This is a genomic window from Paraburkholderia bannensis NBRC 103871 (genome assembly GCF_000685015.1).
Lineage (GTDB): Bacteria > Pseudomonadota > Gammaproteobacteria > Burkholderiales > Burkholderiaceae > Paraburkholderia > Paraburkholderia bannensis.
In genome coordinates this window covers 492,596-511,570 of sequence record NZ_BAYA01000001.1, presented here as the reverse complement: position 1 = coordinate 511,570, position 18,975 = coordinate 492,596, and the positions used below count along the sequence as shown (strand labels likewise).

The 18,975-nt window shown below is 57.7% G+C and carries 28 protein-coding genes; 27 read left to right on the top strand and 1 reads right to left on the bottom strand.

Annotated elements, in window-relative coordinates; genetic code table 11:
* Positions 1–26: 26 nt before the first annotated feature.
* From BBA01S_RS02340 to BBA01S_RS39745, 9 genes are all read left to right on the top strand, one after another.
* Positions 27–995, top strand: coding sequence for a hypothetical protein (locus tag BBA01S_RS02340; RefSeq protein ID WP_156965829.1), 969 nt, complete (start codon positions 27–29; stop codon positions 993–995).
* 373 nt (positions 996–1,368) lie between these two features.
* Positions 1,369–1,938: a hypothetical protein gene (locus BBA01S_RS45075; protein WP_052391653.1), complete on the top strand. Its 570-nt coding sequence runs from the start codon at positions 1,369–1,371 to the stop codon at positions 1,936–1,938.
* Positions 1,931–2,242: a hypothetical protein gene (locus tag BBA01S_RS46615; RefSeq protein WP_027815021.1), complete on the top strand. Its 312-nt coding sequence runs from the start codon at positions 1,931–1,933 to the stop codon at positions 2,240–2,242. Before BBA01S_RS45075 ends, BBA01S_RS46615 begins: the two co-directional genes overlap by 8 nt.
* Before the next feature lie 11 nt (positions 2,243–2,253).
* A complete protein-coding gene (locus BBA01S_RS02325) occupies positions 2,254–2,568 on the top strand; it encodes a hypothetical protein (RefSeq protein WP_027815020.1) in 315 nt (104 codons plus the stop codon).
* Between the two features lie 1,289 nt (positions 2,569–3,857).
* Positions 3,858–4,619 (top strand): BRO-N domain-containing protein, encoded by a 762-nt coding sequence (locus BBA01S_RS39750; protein ID WP_042295638.1) that lies wholly within the window; start codon positions 3,858–3,860, stop codon positions 4,617–4,619.
* Positions 4,620–4,784: 165 nt separating this feature from the next.
* Complete coding sequence (locus BBA01S_RS02310; protein WP_027815018.1) at positions 4,785–5,114, top strand: hypothetical protein; 330 nt, start codon at positions 4,785–4,787, stop codon at positions 5,112–5,114.
* A 60-nt stretch (positions 5,115–5,174) separates the two neighbouring features.
* Positions 5,175–5,504: a hypothetical protein gene (locus tag BBA01S_RS02305; protein WP_027815017.1), complete on the top strand. Its 330-nt coding sequence runs from the start codon at positions 5,175–5,177 to the stop codon at positions 5,502–5,504.
* A gap of 255 nt (positions 5,505–5,759) precedes the next feature.
* Positions 5,760–5,888, top strand: a complete 129-nt coding sequence (locus tag BBA01S_RS48405) for a hypothetical protein (protein WP_281176925.1) — start codon at positions 5,760–5,762, stop codon at positions 5,886–5,888.
* A 571-nt stretch (positions 5,889–6,459) separates the two neighbouring features.
* Positions 6,460–6,897, top strand: coding sequence for a hypothetical protein (locus BBA01S_RS39745; RefSeq protein ID WP_052391652.1), 438 nt, complete (start codon positions 6,460–6,462; stop codon positions 6,895–6,897).
* A 117-nt stretch (positions 6,898–7,014) separates the two neighbouring features.
* Here BBA01S_RS39745 and BBA01S_RS02290 read toward each other — a convergent pair whose 3' ends face one another.
* On the bottom strand, positions 7,015–7,479 hold the full coding sequence (locus tag BBA01S_RS02290) for a hypothetical protein (protein ID WP_027815016.1): 465 nt from the start codon (positions 7,477–7,479) through the stop codon (positions 7,015–7,017).
* A gap of 392 nt (positions 7,480–7,871) precedes the next feature.
* Here BBA01S_RS02290 and BBA01S_RS02285 point away from each other — a divergent pair, with 392 nt between their 5' ends.
* From BBA01S_RS02285 to BBA01S_RS02195, 18 genes are all read left to right on the top strand, one after another.
* Positions 7,872–8,147 carry a hypothetical protein gene (locus BBA01S_RS02285; protein ID WP_027815015.1) on the top strand — a complete coding sequence of 92 codons (276 nt, stop codon included), beginning with the start codon at positions 7,872–7,874 and terminating at the stop codon, positions 8,145–8,147.
* 140 nt (positions 8,148–8,287) lie between these two features.
* Entirely contained in the window at positions 8,288–8,461 is a 174-nt protein-coding gene (locus BBA01S_RS46610) for a hypothetical protein (RefSeq protein WP_156965828.1), read from the top strand.
* Positions 8,462–8,466: 5 nt separating this feature from the next.
* Positions 8,467–8,790 (top strand): DUF5681 domain-containing protein, encoded by a 324-nt coding sequence (locus BBA01S_RS39740; protein WP_042295635.1) that lies wholly within the window; start codon positions 8,467–8,469, stop codon positions 8,788–8,790.
* Positions 8,787–10,097, top strand: a complete 1,311-nt coding sequence (locus tag BBA01S_RS02265) for a PBSX family phage terminase large subunit (protein WP_027815014.1) — start codon at positions 8,787–8,789, stop codon at positions 10,095–10,097. Before BBA01S_RS39740 ends, BBA01S_RS02265 begins: the two co-directional genes overlap by 4 nt.
* Position 10,098: 1 nt before the next feature.
* Complete coding sequence (locus BBA01S_RS45660) at positions 10,099–10,518, top strand: GIY-YIG nuclease family protein (protein WP_084161718.1); 420 nt, start codon at positions 10,099–10,101, stop codon at positions 10,516–10,518.
* Positions 10,519–10,546: 28 nt separating this feature from the next.
* Positions 10,547–10,771 (top strand): Acb2/Tad1 domain-containing protein, encoded by a 225-nt coding sequence (locus BBA01S_RS02255; protein WP_027815012.1) that lies wholly within the window; start codon positions 10,547–10,549, stop codon positions 10,769–10,771.
* 2 nt (positions 10,772–10,773) lie between these two features.
* On the top strand, positions 10,774–10,944 hold the full coding sequence (locus BBA01S_RS46605) for a hypothetical protein (RefSeq protein WP_156965827.1): 171 nt from the start codon (positions 10,774–10,776) through the stop codon (positions 10,942–10,944).
* On the top strand, positions 10,944–11,150 hold the full coding sequence (locus tag BBA01S_RS02245) for a hypothetical protein (RefSeq protein ID WP_042295634.1): 207 nt from the start codon (positions 10,944–10,946) through the stop codon (positions 11,148–11,150). The genes BBA01S_RS46605 and BBA01S_RS02245 overlap by 1 nt, the downstream gene beginning before the upstream one ends.
* Complete coding sequence (locus BBA01S_RS02240) at positions 11,143–13,287, top strand: portal protein (protein WP_027815010.1); 2,145 nt, start codon at positions 11,143–11,145, stop codon at positions 13,285–13,287. Before BBA01S_RS02245 ends, BBA01S_RS02240 begins: the two co-directional genes overlap by 8 nt.
* Positions 13,277–13,468 (top strand): hypothetical protein, encoded by a 192-nt coding sequence (locus BBA01S_RS46600; RefSeq protein WP_156965826.1) that lies wholly within the window; start codon positions 13,277–13,279, stop codon positions 13,466–13,468. The genes BBA01S_RS02240 and BBA01S_RS46600 overlap by 11 nt, the downstream gene beginning before the upstream one ends.
* Positions 13,461–13,742, top strand: coding sequence for a hypothetical protein (locus BBA01S_RS02230; RefSeq protein ID WP_027815009.1), 282 nt, complete (start codon positions 13,461–13,463; stop codon positions 13,740–13,742). Before BBA01S_RS46600 ends, BBA01S_RS02230 begins: the two co-directional genes overlap by 8 nt.
* A 22-nt stretch (positions 13,743–13,764) precedes the next feature.
* On the top strand, positions 13,765–14,145 hold the full coding sequence (locus BBA01S_RS02225) for a Gp49 family protein (protein WP_407668278.1): 381 nt from the start codon (positions 13,765–13,767) through the stop codon (positions 14,143–14,145).
* Between the two features lie 62 nt (positions 14,146–14,207).
* On the top strand, positions 14,208–15,266 hold the full coding sequence (locus BBA01S_RS02220; RefSeq protein ID WP_027815007.1) for a hypothetical protein: 1,059 nt from the start codon (positions 14,208–14,210) through the stop codon (positions 15,264–15,266).
* Positions 15,267–15,278: 12 nt separating this feature from the next.
* On the top strand, positions 15,279–16,259 hold the full coding sequence (locus BBA01S_RS02215) for an SU10 major capsid protein (RefSeq protein WP_027815006.1): 981 nt from the start codon (positions 15,279–15,281) through the stop codon (positions 16,257–16,259).
* Positions 16,260–16,324: 65 nt separating this feature from the next.
* A complete protein-coding gene (locus tag BBA01S_RS46595; RefSeq protein ID WP_156965825.1) occupies positions 16,325–16,627 on the top strand; it encodes a hypothetical protein in 303 nt (100 codons plus the stop codon).
* The gene (locus tag BBA01S_RS02205) at positions 16,627–16,908 is read left to right on the top strand and encodes a hypothetical protein (protein ID WP_027815005.1); all 282 of its coding nucleotides are present in this window, start codon (positions 16,627–16,629) and stop codon (positions 16,906–16,908) included. The genes BBA01S_RS46595 and BBA01S_RS02205 overlap by 1 nt, the downstream gene beginning before the upstream one ends.
* A gap of 1 nt (position 16,909) precedes the next feature.
* Positions 16,910–17,254 carry a carboxypeptidase-like regulatory domain-containing protein gene (locus BBA01S_RS39735; RefSeq protein WP_052391651.1) on the top strand — a complete coding sequence of 115 codons (345 nt, stop codon included), beginning with the start codon at positions 16,910–16,912 and terminating at the stop codon, positions 17,252–17,254.
* Position 17,255: 1 nt separating this feature from the next.
* On the top strand, positions 17,256–18,959 hold the full coding sequence (locus BBA01S_RS02195; RefSeq protein WP_027815004.1) for a hypothetical protein: 1,704 nt from the start codon (positions 17,256–17,258) through the stop codon (positions 18,957–18,959).
* The last annotated feature ends 16 nt before the right edge of the window (positions 18,960–18,975 follow it).

Genomic DNA, 18,975 nt, shown 5'->3' with positions numbered 1-18,975 from the left:
GGAAGAATTGAACGGGAGAAATGGGCATGGCCGACAATGTTCGAAGCATTTCGGATAGTTTGGATGCTAAAGAGGGTATCGATGCGGATATAGAGCAGGCATCACAGGGTCTGGTCAAATTCATAGACGAGGATCCCATCCGGTTTGTTAGGTTGGTGTGCGAGGGGATTCTCGGTATAGATCATGGAGATTCAAATCCGTTTCTGGTGAAAAATCCCGGAAGCAGCGATAGATTGAATAATTTCGTTTTGAACACCAAAAAGATCCACGGTGGATTCGCGCAGATAATATTAAGTGTCATACATGCGGATTCGACAGAATCTTTTTTTACTGAGGATTTCATCCCGTTCTTTGATCTAATCGCAGGACAGTTTTCGGCCAGCTTTAAGTTCTTGCAAGGGGAAGAATTTTCTGAGTGTACGGATCTTATGACGGTCATGCATACGCTGCTTGAGAAGTACAGCGGTGACTTGGGGTTTGCCATTGACACGGCTGCTTATAAGATATTCGAGGGTGTCCCGATATATCGTAAGCACGGAAACGATTTCCAGATGCTCGAGTTTGATGACCGGTTGTACGTCTACATTTTCAAGAAAGGGGAATTCTGGGAGACAGGTAGGATAGATTCCGTTCCTGATTGGGTGGAAGGTTTGTACGTCAAGAAGGCGGATCTTGACGCTCACGATGCATACTTCTCCGGGTCTGGTGAACTGACGCCAGACGGACTCGTGCTACGACGTCAGGCACTGTGGAGCACATTAGGAATCAAAGACCAACGTCAGATACAAACGTCGGAATCCGCGCAGAAAGTCCATAACACAAGAATTCTTGACGCCGTGCAGGCTGTGATCGCTCGGTACTATGGATCGCAGTTCAACGAAGCCGATCGGAGCACTTACACAACTCAGGACGTCGTCATCGAATGGCTCAAATCGAACTTCGGCCTTTCTCAGCGCCAAGCCGAAGCGGTCGACATCGTTACGCGACCACGATAGGAAAGTGGGGTGTTTCTCGCCTTTAGGGTGATCTCAGACCTCCGCATATTGCCCTGAGAGTGCCCTGAGGGCTTTAAATCAAGCCATACCAACGTTCACCAAGGAACTGAGTATGGCACCGAAGACAACCGAAGTTACCCGCCCTCAGGCGCTCCCCCTCAACGGGTGTTCGCGCTGGGCGGATCTTGCTCCCTTCATCCCCGTAGGCCGTGAGACGTGGCGAAAGCTGTGCCTTAGCGGCCGCGCTCCCAAGCCAGTCAAGCTGAGCCTCCGTTGCACCGTTTGGAGCAACGAGGAGGTTCACCGCTGGCTAGCGGCCCCCGCTGCCTATTCGGCAGAATCCGTAGGCAAGCAAACGGTCTGAGGCGGCTCTATGAAAGACCGCAAGCACAAGAAATCCAGTGAGCGATTCATCCGTATCCCGTTCTGGGTGATGGATATGCCTGCCTGGTTGAAGTTGTCGTTCTCGTCTCGCGCGCTCATTCAAGACCTTCTCATGCAATACAACGGTAAGAACAACGGAAAGTTGGTTCTTTGCGAGAAGGCCCTGAAGCCGCGCGGTTGGACGAGCACCACCACCGTTACCAAGTGCAAGAAGGAATTGATCGAGCACGGATTCATGATCGAAACACGCAAAGGCGCGAAGCCCAATAAAGCTTCGTGGTACGCCTTGACATGGCTCGGCCTCGACATTCGAGAGGGGATCGACATAAACCCATCAAAGTACCGCACGTTGGCCCAGCGGCAATTTGAAATCCGATCCCCAGAAACTGCCATAGAGAGGTCAAGGATAGTGCCATTTTCTGACGTATTGCATCCCGTCTCTACACCAGAAACTGCCACTATGCGGGCAAAAAGTGTGGGTTCGGCTATGCCATTTTCTGGAGACTATATAGAGGTTGCCATACCTACTGTTTTCGAAGGGGAGTGTGTGCATGTCTGAGACGAGCGAACTGACTCGACGCATTCGGGAACTGGAGGGTCGCCGAGACGTCCTCTGGTCGGTGATGGGCGGCTCGAAATCCGGCGCGAACCTTTACGCATCGTTCCTGAACGGCAGGCGGAAGCCATCTCCGGCGACGATAGCTTTGGCTGAAGCAGAAGGACGCGACCTGATGGCCGAGTATCGCGAACTCCTGGCTCAGAAACTGGCGGCGCATGCGATTGCGAAAGCTCATGCAAAGGCGATCGGAGAAGAACTGCGAGCGCTTCGTGCGCTGGATCAAGCGGCCACGTGCCGCGGCTGAGGAGACCGACGATGTGGCTAAAGAAAGGCGAAGTCCCGATTCAGGTGGCGCAGAAGTTTGCCCTGAGCTGGGATAAGCGGCGCAAGCAGTGGTTTGCGGACGATTCGAACCTCGGTATTCGTGACTGGCTGGCTGGTCAGCAATACCGCGAGAAGGCTCCCAGAGCTGCGCTGCCGGGTTGGAACGGGTCGGGCGAGCTAATCCCTCTCAGCGTGCCTAGGAAAGACGAGGCGGCCGCCAGAACGCTCGGTGCGGAGAAGGTGGGCGGCCGGTGGGCAGTTCGCAAGGGGCTCGGTATCGGGCGTTTTCAGCGGTGGTTGCCATGACTCTCGCGCAACCGACCAAGCTACGCCCTACCGTGATGAAGGTTAGACCGCTACTCGCTGACGCGAATCGCTGGAAGCGCCTTACGCAGCGCGATTACCTGCTGTGGGCTCTCGGAGCGATTCACCGGGCTCAGTACCCAGCGACCCGCGTCGCGGACGCGCGTGAGGTGTTGGAGCGCCTGAACGGCATGGCTGGGGAGTGGTGAGGGGTTGCCGAAATAGCAACCGTTGCTGAAAGAGCAACCCCAGTTGTCAAAACGACAACCGTTGTCAGATCGACAACCCCGTTGTTGAATTAACAACCCCTTCGTAGGGCCTTGGAAGCCCCTTGGAAGGGTAAGAGGAAAAGGACTTTCGACCTTGGTAGAAAGTTTTTTGGGTGGAAGCAGATTCCACTAGGTCTGTAGGACTCCAAACCGTATCGGGGACGGTTCGGATCTGCTGTAGACGGTGCGGCGTCTACGTGGGCGTCGCTGTACCGAACCTGTACAGGGTGTACAGAACCTGTACGGGGGTAGAGAACTACTAATTGTGGCTCTGTGACAGAGCGTGAGACAGAGCGCGGGCGCAGATAAAACGTCGACTGTCACAGGGAGTTCCGCCCGTGTCCCCCGGGACAACGTGGGGACAGGCGCGGGACGCGGTTGACCTGTCACGCGGACAACTGCGTGACAGATGCATTAAGGATGCGTGTGGGAATGCTCCAAGCAGTCCTTGAGACTTCCCACAAAGATGCTTCGATCGTCACCTTCGACCGCACCAAAGGGTGGCTTTAGTGAAGGGTTAGGTTAAGCCTTTGGTGGGCCGAAAGGTTTCATCCAAGGTTATCTATCCGCAGGCTTGATATCGGGCTGGTATCACGATGGTAACGGCGAAGTAACGTTCCGGTAACGCTACGGTAACGGCAGCAGTAGTCCCGATTTGGGACGGTGTGTCCCGATTCGGGACGGGTAAGCGGTACCAAAAGCGGAACAGTTCCGAAAACGGGACTCTCCCAAAGTTGGGACTGTTCGACTGCGTAGCGGTTGCTAGCCGAGTGCTAACACTTGCTTAGCAGATGCCTGGCAACGCAATGCAACGATGTGCAACACGATGCAACGTAAGGCAACGCAGGAGCACGAGCGAGCCGTCGCGAATGTTCGCGAGGATTCGAGCGCACCGGATTTGGCGAGCACGTTTTAGGAAAACCCACGGGTAACCCACCGGATACCCACTGGGTTTTGATTTGCTAACCCAACGATAACCGATGGGTTTTGCGAACTGTTCAACGTATATTGACAGGAGTCTTTATGAGTCGCATCATCCCGTTTAGCTTTGAAAATCACGAAGTCCGCATCGTTGCGGACGATACTGGCGCTCCCTGGTTCTGCGCCAATGATGTTTGCGCGGTGCTGGAGTATTCAAACGCCCGCGACGCTATCGCCAAGCATGTGGATCCGGATGACGTCGCGAAACGCGACACCATCGACTCGCTAGGGCGCCCTCAGCAGACCAACCATATCAACGAATCAGGCCTGTACGCTCTGATTCTCGGCAGCACGAAAGAAGAGGCCAAGCGGTTCAAGCGTTGGGTTACTGCAGAGGTTCTGCCTACCATTCGCAAAACCGGCTCTTTTGGCAAACCGTCAGCGATTAGCCAGACGATCGACGCCACGAAACTCTTCCAGCCGTGTTTCCGAATTGCTCGCCTGATTGGGTGCGACAAGCAAGCCGCGGCGATCAGCGCCAACCAGGCGGTGCAATCCCTTACCGGCACGAATGTTCTGGGACTGCTCGGGCAAACCCATCTCGTAGCCGAGAATCAGGAGTCGCTCTACTACACGCCCACGGAGCTTGGAAAGCGAGTTAGCACATCGGCTCGCAGCATGAATCTGCGTTTGGCGGCGGCTGGCTTCCAAGTGAAAAAGAGCGAGCACTGGGAAATGACTGATGCTGGCCGGCGCTACGGGCGCATTTACGACGCCGGTAAGAAGCAGGGCAGCGGCGTTCCGATCCAGCAGATCAAATGGTCGGTGGAAGTGATTCCGGCACTCGGGATAGATGCCGCGTGAACGCAGCGGTTTCTTATTTTAGATTATCGATTAGTACTACAGATGACAAACGTTAGCCAAGTTTACCAAGCTAGAAAGGGAGAATGAATGGAAAACCAGCATCAGAACGAAAAGCGTCCGAGCCTCGCGCGATAACACGCAGAATCAACCTTAGGAGAAATCGACATGTTCCCGTCAGAAACTGCCCCTGCAGCTGCCTTCCAACAATCTTTCCCCGTCAGTCAAAAGAACATCTCAAATCCAGGGCTTCAATCGCCGACGCTCGAAACGGAGATCTCCGAGCTGCATAACGCGCTGAACATCCTCGACTCGGTTTCCGAATCGCTCGTCGGCGCGCTCTACTCGGTGAGTCACTCCGTCCCGCAGGCGACCGCCGATGCTCAGAAGGCTGCCCATTCGCTGCCGACGGCCCTCATGGAAGTGCGCGCAGCCACCGAGCGCGTTATCCGCATCGGCCAAGTGCTCACGGAAGCCCGCAACCGACTGGCGCTGTAAGTCAAGGCGGAAATAGGCCACTTTTGGCACAAATTTCCGCCGCTTTCACTGGAGACTCTCATGTGCTCAGAAATCGACCCGCGCACGCGCGAAAACCCGGAGGCGGCGATGCTCCATAACGGCTACAGCCAGCGCTGCTCTGATTCGGCGGTTGGGACGCCGGTGGGTGGCGAACAGCCGTGGCCGTGGCCGACCTGCGATGACATCAATAACGTCCGGCCTGTGTCGACGGTCGTTACCGAGGCCATCGCGAACGATCAATTCGAGAAGGGACGCCAAGCCTGGGATCGACTGCAATCCAAATGGGACGCGGAACGTGCTCGGGCATCTGGAGAAGTGCTCGGCTTCGACAGCGAAGCACATCGGCGCTTTATGCGGAGCTTGGGATGACATCTAAATTCTTCGAATTCGTCGCATGGGTGGATTTCATCATTGCGACCATATCCACCGCAAATGGCCATCCGGGCGAGTATACGGTGCTATGCGGAATCTTCCTTTTAATCGCTGCACGGTTGAGGAAGTCTCAATGAACCTATGTTGGCACAAATGGCGCTGGGAAGGCGTCATCCGGGACGAGAAATCTGGCGCATTTTTCCAGCGCGGCTACTGCCCGAAGTGCGGCCGCGCAAAGATTAGGAGGCTGTAATGAAGAAAATCATCATCGCCGCGCTCATCGCTCTTGTGGTGATTTCGGTCGCTCCAGCCGTCATCGTCGCCGCTTTCCTTGGTATCGGAGCGTGGGAAGTTCACCACTTTGTGAAGGACGGCTCATGAAGATCTGTAGAGACTGCAAGCATTGTGTGCCGCCTTTCCATCAGCTCGGTAATTACGGAGGCGAGGATTTATACGCCGTCCACATGTGCAGCCATCCCAAGGCCAACCGTAGTCCTGTAACGGGAGAGCTCACTATTTCGTGTGCGGTCGCGCGCGGCTCAGTTTCTGTGCTTCGCACTGAGGACATTATCTGTGGCGCAGAGGGGCGCCTATTTGAAAAAGCGCCTCCGGCTCCCCCTCAGCCTGCTTTGCTCCATGTCGATCCAGTCGAGCGTCGCATTTCGCTCTGGCAACGCATATTCGGAGGGTAAATGGATCCGCTTACGAAAAAACTACCACGTCCATTCCTTCGAACGGATGGATCAACGGCATACGTATTGTTGCCCGAGTGCAAGTGCAGCTATCGGCGCGGGCCCGCAGGCGGCGTCTGCGGAAATTGCGGGGACGCCATTCCGGAAAGAAATCAGGACGCGTCCGGTCTCGAGAGCGAAGTCTGTCCGAGCCAATTCAACGTCAGCAGTTCCACGCCCAGATTCTCAGCATTGCAGATAAGGGGGAAAGAGTGAGCGAAATGTACATCGACGAAAGTAATGAATGGGATGCCCAGGCCGGTCGGTGGGTTTGGTGGTGCCGTACACGCCGGCTGTTCGCGCCTCCGGTGAAGTCGAACATCCTCGCACGCCTTCAACCACGCCGCGGGCGTTCTGTCGAGCCGGATGCATTTCTCGACGCGGAGATGCCGTTCTTCAACATGGCAGTGCATGCGCTCTGCGAGCACCCCGAGCACGCGCAGGAGGCCGCTGCGTTCGTCGGCGTGAACTGGTACGAGGTGAACATCAAACTATTGGCCCACGAGCAGCAGTGTGCGCGAGGCACGATATACAACCGCGCGCGTCGGTTCGCGCAGCGAGCGCATTCATTGGCTGGGACGATCCGCAAAGTGCAAGAGTCGATGTCGATGCTGGAGTGTTCAACTGAAGCTGAACAAAATACTGTTTCAGTAGATTGAACACTCACGCGTAAAATATGAAGCTATTAGGAAGGCTGGATTGGTGTCACCAGCCTTCTAGCCTACCAAGTTGCGCAAGGGATTTGTTTTTAAGTCACAAGGTGTCCGATGCCGTACTTAAGGCGTTTTTCGGACTACGTCTAGAAACTGTTGGGCAATGGCGGAGCCTTTATAAATAGTCAGATAGTTGATGCCCTTTTCGGTAGTCAACTTGTCGGAGATCCACATTTCGGAGAAACCGGGGTTTGTCTCGCTGAATGTCAGGTCAAGTCTGGTATCAATGTTATTGATGGTTAGCTCTATCCACGAGTGATAGGTAGGTATCGATCTGGTTCCAGCCATAAATCCATCAAAGTCTTTTTGAGCCCTCGGAAGCCAGTTCTGTAGCTCGGCCAGAGCTACCCTTGCGGCAACGCCAATATGGATCTCCGCTGAAGGATGATCCTGCTGAACGATCGGGAGTGCGGCCAGGCTCACGGGCAAACAATTACTTGCCATCCCGTACACGTTAGCGATCTCCTGATTGAACACTTTACTGCGCATCTGTTCGAAGTATGGAAACAGTGCCGTTTCGAATGACATTTCGGTAATTTCCTTCGTGTGGTTTTGGTCGGACTACAGGAAGGACTGTACACGTGCACGGGAATGAATGCCGTAGCCGTGTTGTTATGCATTCTGCCTAAAACAGGCCTCTCAACGGAGCGCGCATTACGGGATTGTTGGCTGGCGCGCAGCCTCAGGACAGTCCCCTCCGTTGAGAGCGAATGCGCGGTTGCTGACCGCGCCGGGGTTGCAGCCCGATAGCCAAGACCGAACGCCCTGCAAAGCGTCACCCGCGTCTTAGGTGCCATGTGCGCCGATTGCCGGATATCAGCACCGGCCGCTCTCGCCAAGTCTCCAGTCACGATGAGAGTCGCGACTTTCGCCCCGTCTGCCTTCCCGGCGCGCGGGGCTTTCTTATTTGAGGTGTCGAAATGGCCGTTCTGACTACCAAGCAGCGCAAGGCAATGCCAGCCAAGGAGTTCGCAGGCGGCAAGTCGAAGGGGAAGTCGGAAGGACGTTTCCCGCTCAATGACAAGGCGCATATCAAGGCGGCTGAGTCGTACGAGCGTTTCGCGACGCCGGCCGAGAAGCAAAAGATCGACGCTGCGGCGAACAAGGCGTTCCCCGATCGCGGCCAGCGCACGGCGAAGCACAACGAGTCGAAGCATCCCGGCTCGCACGACGAGTGGGAAAAGCTTGGCTCGTGATGTTCTGGAAGCTGCTTGTTCGCGTGATCGGCATGGGCATTCTGCTCGCGCTGATCTACGGCCTTGGATGGCTTCACGCGAAAGCAGGCGGTTTGTGTAACTGATTCTGGAGCGCTACCCGGAAACGGGCGCGGCGAAAGATGAAAATGTACTTTGTTCCCGAAGAGCATAAGGAAGCAATGCTCAACGTCCTCAAGAAAATCGAGGGCCGAAACCAAGATGGCGCCGTCTTCTTTGTGACGCAGGAAGAAATGAGCGCGCTCAAGTCCTCGCATTTGATTGACGTGCCAGATCGTCCGGGCGCTTCGGAGTAAGCGCCATGAGCACTGAGAACAGCAACGGAACAGCAAAACGAAAGCCGCGAGGAAAGCCGTTTGCTGCTGGTCAGTCGGGCAATCCCGGTGGGCGGCCGAAGCGCACCGCTGAAGAGCTGGATCTGATCGCGGCCTGCAAAGATCGCACGCCCGCAGCGCTCGCGGTCATCGAGTCGATCATGATGGAAGGCGAGAACGAGCGTAACCGGCTCGCTGCGGCCCAGTCGATCATCGAGCGAGGATACGGAAAGCCGACGGAGAAGATTGAGCATACCGGCAAGGATGGCGGCGATATCGTGACGCAGATCGTCCTTACGTCGCTGGCATGACGACTGCGCAGATCGCCCTACCTCAGAAGCTGATTCCGGTCTTCGAGGGAGAGGCAGACGTTCGCGGCGCCAAGGGCGGTCGCGGGTCAGCCAAGACGCGCAGTTTCGCCAAGATGTGTGCCGTGAAGGGCTACATCTACGGCATGGCCGGCATCAAGGGCATTCTGCTCTGCGCGCGCCAGTTCATGAATTCCCTGTCTGACTCGTCGCTCGAAGAGTGCAAGCGTGCGATTGAGGAAGAAGCGTGGCTCGCTGCGTACTACGAGATCGGCGATAACTACATCAAGTCGCGCGATGGACGTATCTCGTTCGTGTTCGCCGGGCTCGATCGCAACATCGCGAGTATCAAGTCTAAGGGCCGCATTCTGGTGTGCTGGGTCGATGAAGCTGAGCCGGTCACTGAAGAAGCTTGGACAACGCTGATCCCGACGCTTCGCGAGGAAGGCGAGGGCTGGAACGCTGAACTGTGGGTGACGTGGAACCCGAAGCGCAAGGGCGCGCCGGTCGAGAAGCGATTCCCGGTTAATAGCAGCGATCCGCGCGTGAAGATTGTCGTGCTCAATTGGCGCGACAACCCGAAGTTCCCGGCCAAGCTTGAGCGTGACCGGCAGCGCGACCTCGAAGAGCGGCCCGAGCAGTACGACCACATCTGGGAAGGCGGCTACGTCACGGCGCTTGAGGGCGCGTACTACGCCAAGCATCTCCAGAAGGCCAAAGAGGAAGGCCGCATCGGATTCTTCCCTGCTGACCCGCTCATGACGATCCGCCTGATTGCGGACATCGGCGGCACAGGGGCGAAGGCGGACAACTTCGTGTTCTGGGCGATGCAGTTCATCGGTCGCGAGATCCGCGTCGTGAATCACCATGAGGCGCAGGGCCAGCCGATCGACTATCACCTCGCCTGGTGTCGCACGCAGGGCTACGAGCCGTCGAGAGCGCAGATATGGCTGCCGCACGACGGCGAGACGCAGGACACGGTCTATGACGTTTCATATGAGTCCGCGCTGCGCAAGGCTGGCTACAAAGTGACGATCATTCCGAACCAGGGTAAAGGCGCAGCGATGGCGCGCGTCGAGCGCACACGTATCGTGTTCCCGCAGATCAGATTCCACGAGCAGACAACAGAAGCAGGCCGGCTTGCACTCGGCTGGTATCACGAGAAACGCGACCTCGACCGCGGCATCGGACTCGGGCCCGACCACGATTGGGCGTCGCACAGCGCAGATGCGTTCGGTCTGGGCTGCCTGATCTGGGAAGAACCGAAGACCATGAAACCGCTTCAGTACGGCAAGCTGCCTATTGTGTGAAATGAGCACACTACCTAGCATCGCCCGAGCAAAACCGCAGCCATTCGGGATCGTCTACTTAGTGACGTGCTCGAAAGATGACCGCGTATACATTGGGCAAACGCATAGAACCGCGAAAAGCCGCTGGACGCAACATCTCTCGCATGCGCGGTCTCGTGCCACCTCAATGAGACTGCATGCCGCGATAAGGGAACACGGCGCGGAAACTTTCTCGGTGTCCCATATTGCATCCGCGTGGCGCGCCGGTGATTTGGATGAGTTGGAACAGATTCTTATCGCTCAATATGACTCGGAAACGCACGGTTACAACACCGTTGGGCCGAAGTTGATAGCGACGCAGAAACAGTTGATGACTGCGCTGAACCAAGCTGTAAAGAGGCTTGGGGCGGAAGCGGTGATCGCCCTTCTTGACCGCGCATAGCGCATCTTTCGATGAGCAGATCTGCACAATGGACAATCAGCACAAGCAAATCAAAGGCTACCGCGATCTTTCCCAAGAGGAGATCGACACGATGAATGCGGTAAAGGAGCGCGCTGCGATGGTTGGCACGCTCGTTGAGCATCTCGAAGGCATTTCGACGTGCGATCAGCGGTGGGTAGCGATTGCCAAGACGGATTTGCAGAAGGGATTTATGGCTCTCGTGCGTTCGATCGCGCAGCCGACGACGTTCTGACCGTGAGCATCGCTCTCTGGGCTGACATCGACGCGGCGAAGAAGCGCATCGAGGAACTGGAAGCCGAGCTCGCGCGTCAGGCGGCGGCCAATCTCGTGCTCACGCATCGAATCGAGCAGATCGAACAATGGATCGCGGCGCGCAAGCCCGGCCCGAAGGCAAAGGAAGCGTGATGGCGAAGACGATCAGAGAGAGCATTGCAGATCTGGAAGAGTCTTTGTACAAGTCGCAAGTAGCCTTGGCTGCAGCTCGCGAACGAATCTCCATTTTGGAGGGGTCTTTGGCAGCCATCGATCTGCTTGCGCAGCGCGTGAACAGGTTCGAATCACAAGTCGAACTCCTGGTGAAGATGATCGCGGAGATGTCCAAGCATGGCTGAGAAGATGACGGACGCCGAACTGCTGGCGCAAATCGGTCAGTACGAAAAGTCAGCGCTCGGCTCAAGCGTCTCTGTCGGCCCATCTGTTGGCGGCAGCGTCAAGCCAGCCGGACAGACGATGACGACGCTCGAAATCGACCGTTACAACGCGCTGAACGCGTATTTCGCTCGGCCGCTGGGCAACGAGATCGACGACCGCTCGCAGATCGTCATGCCAGAGCTGCGCGACACGGTCGAGTGGATCATGCCGCAGTTGATGCGCATGTTCGTTGGAAGCGGCAAGCCGGTGCAGTTCGATCCGGAAGCGCAGGGCGACGAAGATCAGGCCGAGATCGAGACGGAGGTCGTGAATTGGGTGTTCATGCGCCAGAACAACGGCTTCATGATCCTGCACGACTTCTTCAAGGACGCGCTCCTGCTGCGCAACGGTTACATCAACTCGTACTGGCTGAAGAAGCGCAAGACGAGCGTCGAGAGCTATACCGGCCTCGACCAAATCGAACTCGCGATGCTGTTGCAAACCGAGGACGACATCGAGATCCTTGAGCAGGATGAGAAGCAGGTTCTGATCATTGGCCCGCAAGGCCCACAGGAATCGACCACGTTCGATATCAAGCTGCGACGCACGACGATGATCGGTCAGGTGAAGGTCGATTGCGTCCCGCCCGAAGAAATGCGCGTGTCGCCTCAGGCGCGCCACAACTTCGACGAATCGCCGTTTGTCGAGCACGAGTGCAAGAAGCCGCGCTCCGAGCTGATCGAGATGGGCTTTGACCGTGCGACGGTCGAGGGCATCACGATCGCTACGCCCGACTGGCTGGATCTGATCGCGCTGGCCCGGGATGAAGTCACCGACCAGCTGAGCGAGGAAGAGCCGAGCGACCCGGCAAGCCAGCTTGTGAGCGTGCGCACGGTATTCATCCGTGTTGACTACGACGGCGACGGCATCAGCGAACTGCGCCGTGTGATCGTGGGCGGCGACAAGATCCTCGACAACGACGAGGTGGAAGAGGTCAGCTTCTCGTACTGCTCACCCATTCGTATGCCGCATCGGCACGTGGGCATCAGCTATTACGATCTGCTGTACGACCTCCAGGTCATCAAGACCACGCTGTTCCGGCAGGCGCTCGACAACCTCTATATCTCGAACAACCAGGGCTACGCGGTTGACTGGCAGAAGGTCAACATGGGCGACCTGATGACGTCGCGCCCAGGTCGCATCGTTCGTACAGAGGGCGCCCCGGAAGGCATCATCATGCCGCTCTCGACACCCTCGAACATGATGAGCCAGGTCGTGCCAGCGCTCGAATACTGCGATCTCCAGCGCGAGATGCGCACTGGCATCGGCAAGGACACCATGGGCGTTGACGCGGACGCTCTGCAGGACGTGACGAAGGGCGGCCAGCTTGCGGCCATGAGCGCTGCGTCGATGAAGGTCGAGCTCGTTGCGCGTCTGCTCGGAGAGGGCGTGAAAGACGTCTTCCAGAAGATCCACGGACTGTTGCGTCGCCATCAGGACAAGCCGCTCACGCTCAAGCTGACAAATCGATGGGTCGAAGCGAACCCGGCTGACTGGCGCGAGCGCACCGAATTGATCCCGAACGTGGGTCTCGGTTCCGGCAATCGCGAGGAAGCGCGCCAGAACGTTGTTCTGCTCGGTCAGGCGCAAAGCCAGCTCGCGCCGTTCGGTCTGGTCGGCCCGAAGCAGGCTTACGAGACGTTCAAGCAGGTCACGCATCTCCTTGGCTTCGAGAATCCGACGCAGTTCGCCATGGATCCCGATTCGCCCGAGTATCAGCAGGCGATGCAGCAGAAGGCTCACCAGCCGCAAGACCCACGCATCGCTGCGGCTCAAATGAAGGCGCAGACCGATCAGCAGATCGCGCAAATGCGCTTGCAGGGCGAACAGGTCAAAGCGCAGGCGCAACAGCAACAGGCGCAGGCCGAACTGCTGCACGGCGCACAGCAGGGCGCGCAGGATCGCAACGCGCAGATGGCGCAGATCAGTTCGCAGGAATGGCAGACCGTGGTCAAGGTCATCGGCCAGATCGTGGCGAGCCAACTCAAGCAGGATGCGACGGCAGATGCTGGCGCGATGGTCAACCAGGACGTGAGCGAGGTGCAGCGTGGAAGTTAAGACACTCCAAACAAAGCCTGTTTTTTTAACGCGGGAACATGTTGCTGAGATGCATGATCGCATTGCAGATAAAGGCGTCGAATACTGCCGAAAATTTCGGCAGAAATTGGCCCAAGCGGTGCCGGATTTGACATCTTTCGATAAAGCGATGGCGGAGCGCGGGATTTATTTCCATGGCTGAACAAGACGAGGTGGTTCTCGGCGGCCGCGCCGCGCAAGTGCTCGACTCGACCGTATTCCTCGAAGCCAAGAAGCGTATCCGCGACGGCATCGAAAGCCAGATGCTGGCCGTGCCGCTCTCCGACCAGACCATGCACACGCGCCTGATTGTCGCGCTTCAGGTCTGGGGGCAAATCGAGAAGTACCTCGAACACATCAAGCAGACCGGCGAGATTCGCCAGTTCCAGATCACGCAGGAAGAGGAGCGCAAGAAGCGCTTCAATTTGTTTGGCTAATCCACGGAGCCACATTATGAACATGGCCGTTCAAACCGCACGCAGCGACGACGAGCAACTCGAAGACATGATCCAGCTTAAGGGAAAGACCGCTGCGCGCGTGACGCCGGCGGACATCGAGGCGGCTATCGTGAGCGAGGAGTACTTCACGGCGGCGCACGGCGCGGAGCAGGTGCGCGGTCTGGAGGGACGGCAGGATGCGGTGCCAGATCCACTGCGACTTCTGACGTTCTGTGTGCTCGTGCTGCGCAACGGCTTCACGGTGACCGGCGAGAGCGCATGCGCATCTCCCGAAAATTTCGATGCTGAAATCGGCCGCAAGATCGCGCGCGACAACGCGAAGAACAAAATCTGGCTGCTCGAAGGCTACTTGCTCAAGCAGCGGCTGCACGAATCCGCGTAACCCGATCCATTCCCGCAGACAGGGCCTCCATCGCGAGGCCCTTTTCTTTTTGAGGTCAGCAAATGAGCGACGTAGCCGCAACGACTACCCCGAACGTGGGCGCCGTAACCACCGAAGACGCGTTCCAATCGTTCTACGACAACGGCGGCATGGATGACCGCCCCGAAGATCAGAGCGCGCAGGGTGGTGCGGCTGCGCCTCAAGCCCAAGATGGCGCTCAGGCTGCGCAGGAAGGCGCACAAACGTCCCAGCAGGCCGATCCCGCAGCGCAGGCGCAAGACGACAACACGCCGACGTACGGGAGCCTCAACGAGCTACTGACGGCCCACAAGATCGACCCGCAATCGGTCATGGGGCTGCACGTTACCGCGAAGATCGACGGGCAGGAAAAGGCTGTTCCGCTATCCGAAGTGCTCGCGTCGTTCCAGCTCCAGGGCCACGTCAATAACAAGTCGATCGAACTGAGCAACCAGCGCACCGCGTTCGAGCAGGAGCGCCAAGCTGTGCGCACGCTCGCGCAGCAGCAACTCCAGCAGAACCAGGCGCTCGGCAATCTCGCCCAGCAAATGCTGAACCATGATTTCCAGCGCATCGACTGGAATGGCCTGCGCGCGAACAACCCGGCCGAATTCGCCGCCCTGCAAGCCGAATTCCAGCAGCGACAGCAGGGCATCCAGCAGTACATGGGCCAGCTTCAACAGCAAGCCCAGCACGAAGAACAGCAGCGGCAACAGACGCTTCAGCAGTCTGTCGCCGCGGAGAACGAACGCTTGATGAATCTGCGCCCGGAATGGCGCGACCCGGCGGCGTTCACAAAAGACCGGCAGCAAATGACGCAGTACGCCCGCAGCCTTGGGTTTCAGGACGCCGAGCTAGGCCAGATCTTCGACCACCGCTACATGCTGATCCTGCATGATGCGGCGCGATATCAGGCTCTCCAAGCGGCCACTCCCGCAGCGCTGAAGCAGGTTCGGCAAGCACCTCAAATGGTCGCCCCGGGATCTCGGACGGACGTCAGCCCACGCGAGGCGCAGCGCAAGAGCGTTGTCGAACGCCTCAACCGAAATCCGCGTGACCAGGACGCCCAGGCAGCGGCGTTCGAGTTCTTCGCGAACCAGTAAAGGAGAGCGGCCATGACCGTCCCGAGCAATACCTATCAGACGTACACGCAGACGAACATTCGGGAAGACCTCTCGAACCTGATCTTCAACGTTGACCCGTTCAAGACGCCGATCCTGAACATGACGAAGAAGAACCGGGCGACGCAGGGCAACCACGAATGGGATACCGACTCGCTCGCCGCCCAGAACCTGTCGAATGCGCAGGTCGAAGGCGACGATCCGACGTCGCAGGTTCTCACGCCGACCGCGCGTATGGGCAACTACGTGCAGACCTCGAACAAGGTCGTCCAGCTTTCGGGCAAGGGCCAGGCAGTTGTGGCCGCAGGTGGCTCGAACAAGATGGGCTATCAGCTCATGAAGAAGTCGAAGGAGCTGAAGCGCGACATCGAGGGCATTCTGACCTACAACCACGCCAAGGCGGCCGGCAACAGCTCGACGGCTTCCACGACGGCGGGGCTGCCCTGCTGGCTGGCGACGAACACCGTGTTTCAGACGGGTGGCTCGCCTTCGGGCGCCAATCCGTCGCTCGCCGCCAACGGCTGGACGGACGGCACGAGCACGCGCACGTACAACAGCGTGAAGGCGGCGATCACCGAAGCGATGGTCAAGCAGGTACTTCAGAAGATCTACACCTCCTCGGGCGAATCGCCTGAGTACGGGGTCGTCTCCCCGGTCAACAAGCAGAACATCTCGGCGTTCGCTGGCCCCGGCACGCGTTTTATCGAGGTCGAAGACAAGACCCTCAAGACCGCAGTCGACGTGTACCAGTCGGACTTCGGAGACGTGAAGATCATCCCCGACATCTTCCTCGCTCAATCGGGTGACTGCTTTTTCATCAACCCGGACTATCTGCGCGTTGCGTACCTGCGTCCCTTCCAGACAATGCCGCTCGCGAAGACCGGCGACAGCGACAAGAAGATGCTGCTCGTGGACTACGCGCTCGAAGTGGGCAACGAGCACGCCCACGGCGCGATTTTCGACACGACCGGCTAAAGCGGTATCGATCTCCATCATGGCTTGGGCGGCTTCGGTCGCCCTTTTTTATTTGAGGAATCGAAATGTCCTGGACACCTCTTAGCCCGTGGCGGCCCATCCCCGGCACCGGTCAGAACCTCGCGATTGGAGCAACGTCAGTCCTCTCAGCAGCATTCAACCTCTATACGCAAGCCGTGCAAATTTCAGCGATCGGCGGCAATTGTCACGTGCAGGTTGGGCAATCGCCAACAGCAGTTGCGACCGACATGCTGGTGAAGGCAAGCGATCCGCCATACATCGTGCGCGTGGAAAACGGCGCAAAGATCGCCGTGATTCAGGACGGTTCTTCTACTGGCACGCTGAACGTCATCGAGGTAACGCACTGATGAAAACGACCATCCACGAAGAAGACGACAAGGTTCACGTCCAGTACTCGGAGGACGTTCAAGACGTCCTCGACTACGCCCACGACAAGCGCGTTCAGGAAGGCGAGTTCGAGAAGATGGGCGAGTTCAAGCAGGTCATGCGCGTGCCGCAGTCCGTGATGCTCGACATCAAGATCAAGTACGGGTGGGACTTCATGCAGAAGGATCACTGGCCGATGGTCATGAAGATCCTCAAGGGCCCCGAGTACGCGAAGTTCCGCACCACTAACCGGGTGATCTGACATGCAACAGTACCGCGACAGCCTGGCGAATACGGCGAGCGGCCTGCCGCTGGTTGGCGCGACCGTGCAGGTCAATCTTTATCCGGCTGGCACGCCCGCGACGATCTATTCGGACAACGGCGTGACGCCGATTCCCGGCGGGACGCTCACCACCGACGCCAACGGACGATTCTCGTTCTATGCGCCCAACGGGCATTACCAGTTGGTGATAAGCGGATCTGGCATCACGACGCAGACGATCAACGACATCATCATCCTCGACATGCTTCCTGCGGATCTTTCCACGAGTCTGCCTGGCACTCCTGGTCAGCCGTGGAATAACGGCGGCGTTATCTCGGTGTCCTGACATGATCAGAAAACTGAAGCTATTCCTGCTGGCGCTCCTCGTGCCGGCGATCGCGCTCGCCCAGAGCTATCCGAGCCCGACGTTCAATAACGTGACGGTGCAAGGTACGCTCTCGGTGTCAGGGAGCGTCACGCTCTACGGGATTACGGTTCCCTCGACGGGAAATTTCTACGCTGGGCAGGGCGCGAGCATTTCGCGCATCAGCGATCGACTCTTCATCGCAGGCGCCACAGCAAACAATGGCACCCAGGTTGCAAGTCAGCCGGACTGGCTGACGCAGTTCCAGATCTCGACCGGTCGTACCGGTGGGTTCATCCAGCTTGCCAGTTTGGCCGTGCTGAATGGCGTGAACCCTCAGAACAATAATGCGTTCGTCACCGCTACGCAGTCGCAGTATATGAACTACGCAGGTGGTGTTATTGGCGCGCTGGCGATAGGCGTCAACAACAACACGAGTTATTCCACGAGCGCTTGGGGCGGGTATAACGAAGCCTATCGAATGTCGGGTACGACAGGCGGCGCATACGGGCTCGAACTGGATACCGTCAATTATGCTGCGGATACCGTAACCGACCCGTATCAGCAAGCACCCGGGCAGGTTATCGCGCTGCAACTTGCCGCTGGTGCGGAACTGCCTGCGACGGGCCAATATCCCAGCCAGGCTGCGATCAATATCCAGAATAATCACAGCACATTTGACACTGGCATTGTTTTCGGCAGCAATTCGCTAACCAGCGGTCTCGCTATCGCCTTTTCATCGGGACAGCGGATGCAATGGTTTGGCAGCGCGGGGACGCCGACCTCATCCATTGTCGGCACAGGCACAACGCAAGCGGCGGGAATTCAGCAGAATTTCAGCGATAACTCGGTCAAATTCAATAACGCTACGAGCAACGGCATATTCAGCATCGCTGGCGTGAACAGCGGCGTGAATGGCCTCACGGCAACGGGCTCCGCTACTGGCGTGGCTCCCCAGCTGTCCGCAACTGGTTCCGATACGAACATCGGGATTCAGCTATCGCCAAAAGGTACAGGAGGCGTTTTCGCTAACGGCCCTACGACGGTTACCTCGTCAGCAACCAGCGGCAATACGCTAGCACTTAGCGCGACCAGTAACACGGGAAATGGCGCGCAGATCTTCTTTGGCGGTAATGGTGCGACAACGCCGAACAAATACCTCAGAGTTCTGAGCGGCCATCTCCAGTGTGTCAACAGCGCGCAGAGCGCGGTCATCTGCGATATGGATGACTCGGGGAATATAACCTTCGGAGGTCGTCTCACTTCCAGCGGAATTGTAGGCACGACCAGCGGCGGCACTCCAAGCGCTGGAAGTGTTGGCGAAGTCATCAGCGCGACGTTCAGCGCCGTCTCGATGACGAACAACACGGCGCAGAATCTGGCGTCGATCACGCTGACGCCAGGTGATTGGGACGTGCAGGGCGCGGTGATCTTCCAGGCGGCGGCAACAACGACGCTCTCAGCGGTGGTGGCTGGAATCAGCACTACGTCGGCGACGCTTCCGGCGCTGGGCAATTATTACCAACTGACAGCGAATTTCCCGACGAATGCGTCCGCATCGGCCATTCCTCCGGTTCAGCGTATCAACGTCACTACCAATACGACTGTGTATCTGGTTGGCCTCACGTTATTCGGCACGAGCACACTCACCAGTACCGGCTTTATCCGCGCGCGTCGGGTGGATTGAGCGTTCCATGATGATG

Bases quoted from the DNA above. Each gene is read 5' to 3' on its own strand.
- BBA01S_RS39745 (WP_052391652.1), top strand. From the start codon at position 6,460: ATGTACATCGACGAAAGTAATGAATGGGATGCCCAGGCCGGTCGGTGG.
- BBA01S_RS02230 (WP_027815009.1), top strand. From the start codon at position 13,461: ATGGCTGAACAAGACGAGGTGGTTCTCGGCGGCCGCGCCGCGCAAGTG.
- BBA01S_RS45075 (WP_052391653.1), top strand. From the start codon at position 1,369: ATGAAAGACCGCAAGCACAAGAAATCCAGTGAGCGATTCATCCGTATC.
- BBA01S_RS02205 (WP_027815005.1), top strand. From the start codon at position 16,627: ATGAAAACGACCATCCACGAAGAAGACGACAAGGTTCACGTCCAGTAC.
- BBA01S_RS02245 (WP_042295634.1), top strand. From the start codon at position 10,944: ATGGCGAAGACGATCAGAGAGAGCATTGCAGATCTGGAAGAGTCTTTG.
- BBA01S_RS39740 (WP_042295635.1), top strand. From the start codon at position 8,467: ATGAGCACTGAGAACAGCAACGGAACAGCAAAACGAAAGCCGCGAGGA.
- BBA01S_RS02290 (WP_027815016.1), bottom strand. From the start codon at position 7,479: ATGTCATTCGAAACGGCACTGTTTCCATACTTCGAACAGATGCGCAGT.
- BBA01S_RS39735 (WP_052391651.1), top strand. From the start codon at position 16,910: ATGCAACAGTACCGCGACAGCCTGGCGAATACGGCGAGCGGCCTGCCG.
- BBA01S_RS02265 (WP_027815014.1), top strand. From the start codon at position 8,787: ATGACGACTGCGCAGATCGCCCTACCTCAGAAGCTGATTCCGGTCTTC.
- BBA01S_RS02195 (WP_027815004.1), top strand. From the start codon at position 17,256: ATGATCAGAAAACTGAAGCTATTCCTGCTGGCGCTCCTCGTGCCGGCG.
- BBA01S_RS02240 (WP_027815010.1), top strand. From the start codon at position 11,143: ATGGCTGAGAAGATGACGGACGCCGAACTGCTGGCGCAAATCGGTCAG.
- BBA01S_RS45660 (WP_084161718.1), top strand. From the start codon at position 10,099: ATGAGCACACTACCTAGCATCGCCCGAGCAAAACCGCAGCCATTCGGG.
- BBA01S_RS48405 (WP_281176925.1), top strand. From the start codon at position 5,760: ATGAAGAAAATCATCATCGCCGCGCTCATCGCTCTTGTGGTGATTTCG.
- BBA01S_RS02215 (WP_027815006.1), top strand. From the start codon at position 15,279: ATGACCGTCCCGAGCAATACCTATCAGACGTACACGCAGACGAACATT.
- BBA01S_RS02285 (WP_027815015.1), top strand. From the start codon at position 7,872: ATGGCCGTTCTGACTACCAAGCAGCGCAAGGCAATGCCAGCCAAGGAG.
- BBA01S_RS02325 (WP_027815020.1), top strand. From the start codon at position 2,254: ATGTGGCTAAAGAAAGGCGAAGTCCCGATTCAGGTGGCGCAGAAGTTT.
- BBA01S_RS39750 (WP_042295638.1), top strand. From the start codon at position 3,858: ATGAGTCGCATCATCCCGTTTAGCTTTGAAAATCACGAAGTCCGCATC.
- BBA01S_RS46615 (WP_027815021.1), top strand. From the start codon at position 1,931: ATGTCTGAGACGAGCGAACTGACTCGACGCATTCGGGAACTGGAGGGT.
- BBA01S_RS46595 (WP_156965825.1), top strand. From the start codon at position 16,325: ATGTCCTGGACACCTCTTAGCCCGTGGCGGCCCATCCCCGGCACCGGT.
- BBA01S_RS02340 (WP_156965829.1), top strand. From the start codon at position 27: ATGGCCGACAATGTTCGAAGCATTTCGGATAGTTTGGATGCTAAAGAG.
- BBA01S_RS02310 (WP_027815018.1), top strand. From the start codon at position 4,785: ATGTTCCCGTCAGAAACTGCCCCTGCAGCTGCCTTCCAACAATCTTTC.
- BBA01S_RS02305 (WP_027815017.1), top strand. From the start codon at position 5,175: ATGTGCTCAGAAATCGACCCGCGCACGCGCGAAAACCCGGAGGCGGCG.
- BBA01S_RS02255 (WP_027815012.1), top strand. From the start codon at position 10,547: ATGGACAATCAGCACAAGCAAATCAAAGGCTACCGCGATCTTTCCCAA.
- BBA01S_RS46610 (WP_156965828.1), top strand. From the start codon at position 8,288: ATGAAAATGTACTTTGTTCCCGAAGAGCATAAGGAAGCAATGCTCAAC.
- BBA01S_RS02225 (WP_407668278.1), top strand. From the start codon at position 13,765: ATGGCCGTTCAAACCGCACGCAGCGACGACGAGCAACTCGAAGACATG.
- BBA01S_RS02220 (WP_027815007.1), top strand. From the start codon at position 14,208: ATGAGCGACGTAGCCGCAACGACTACCCCGAACGTGGGCGCCGTAACC.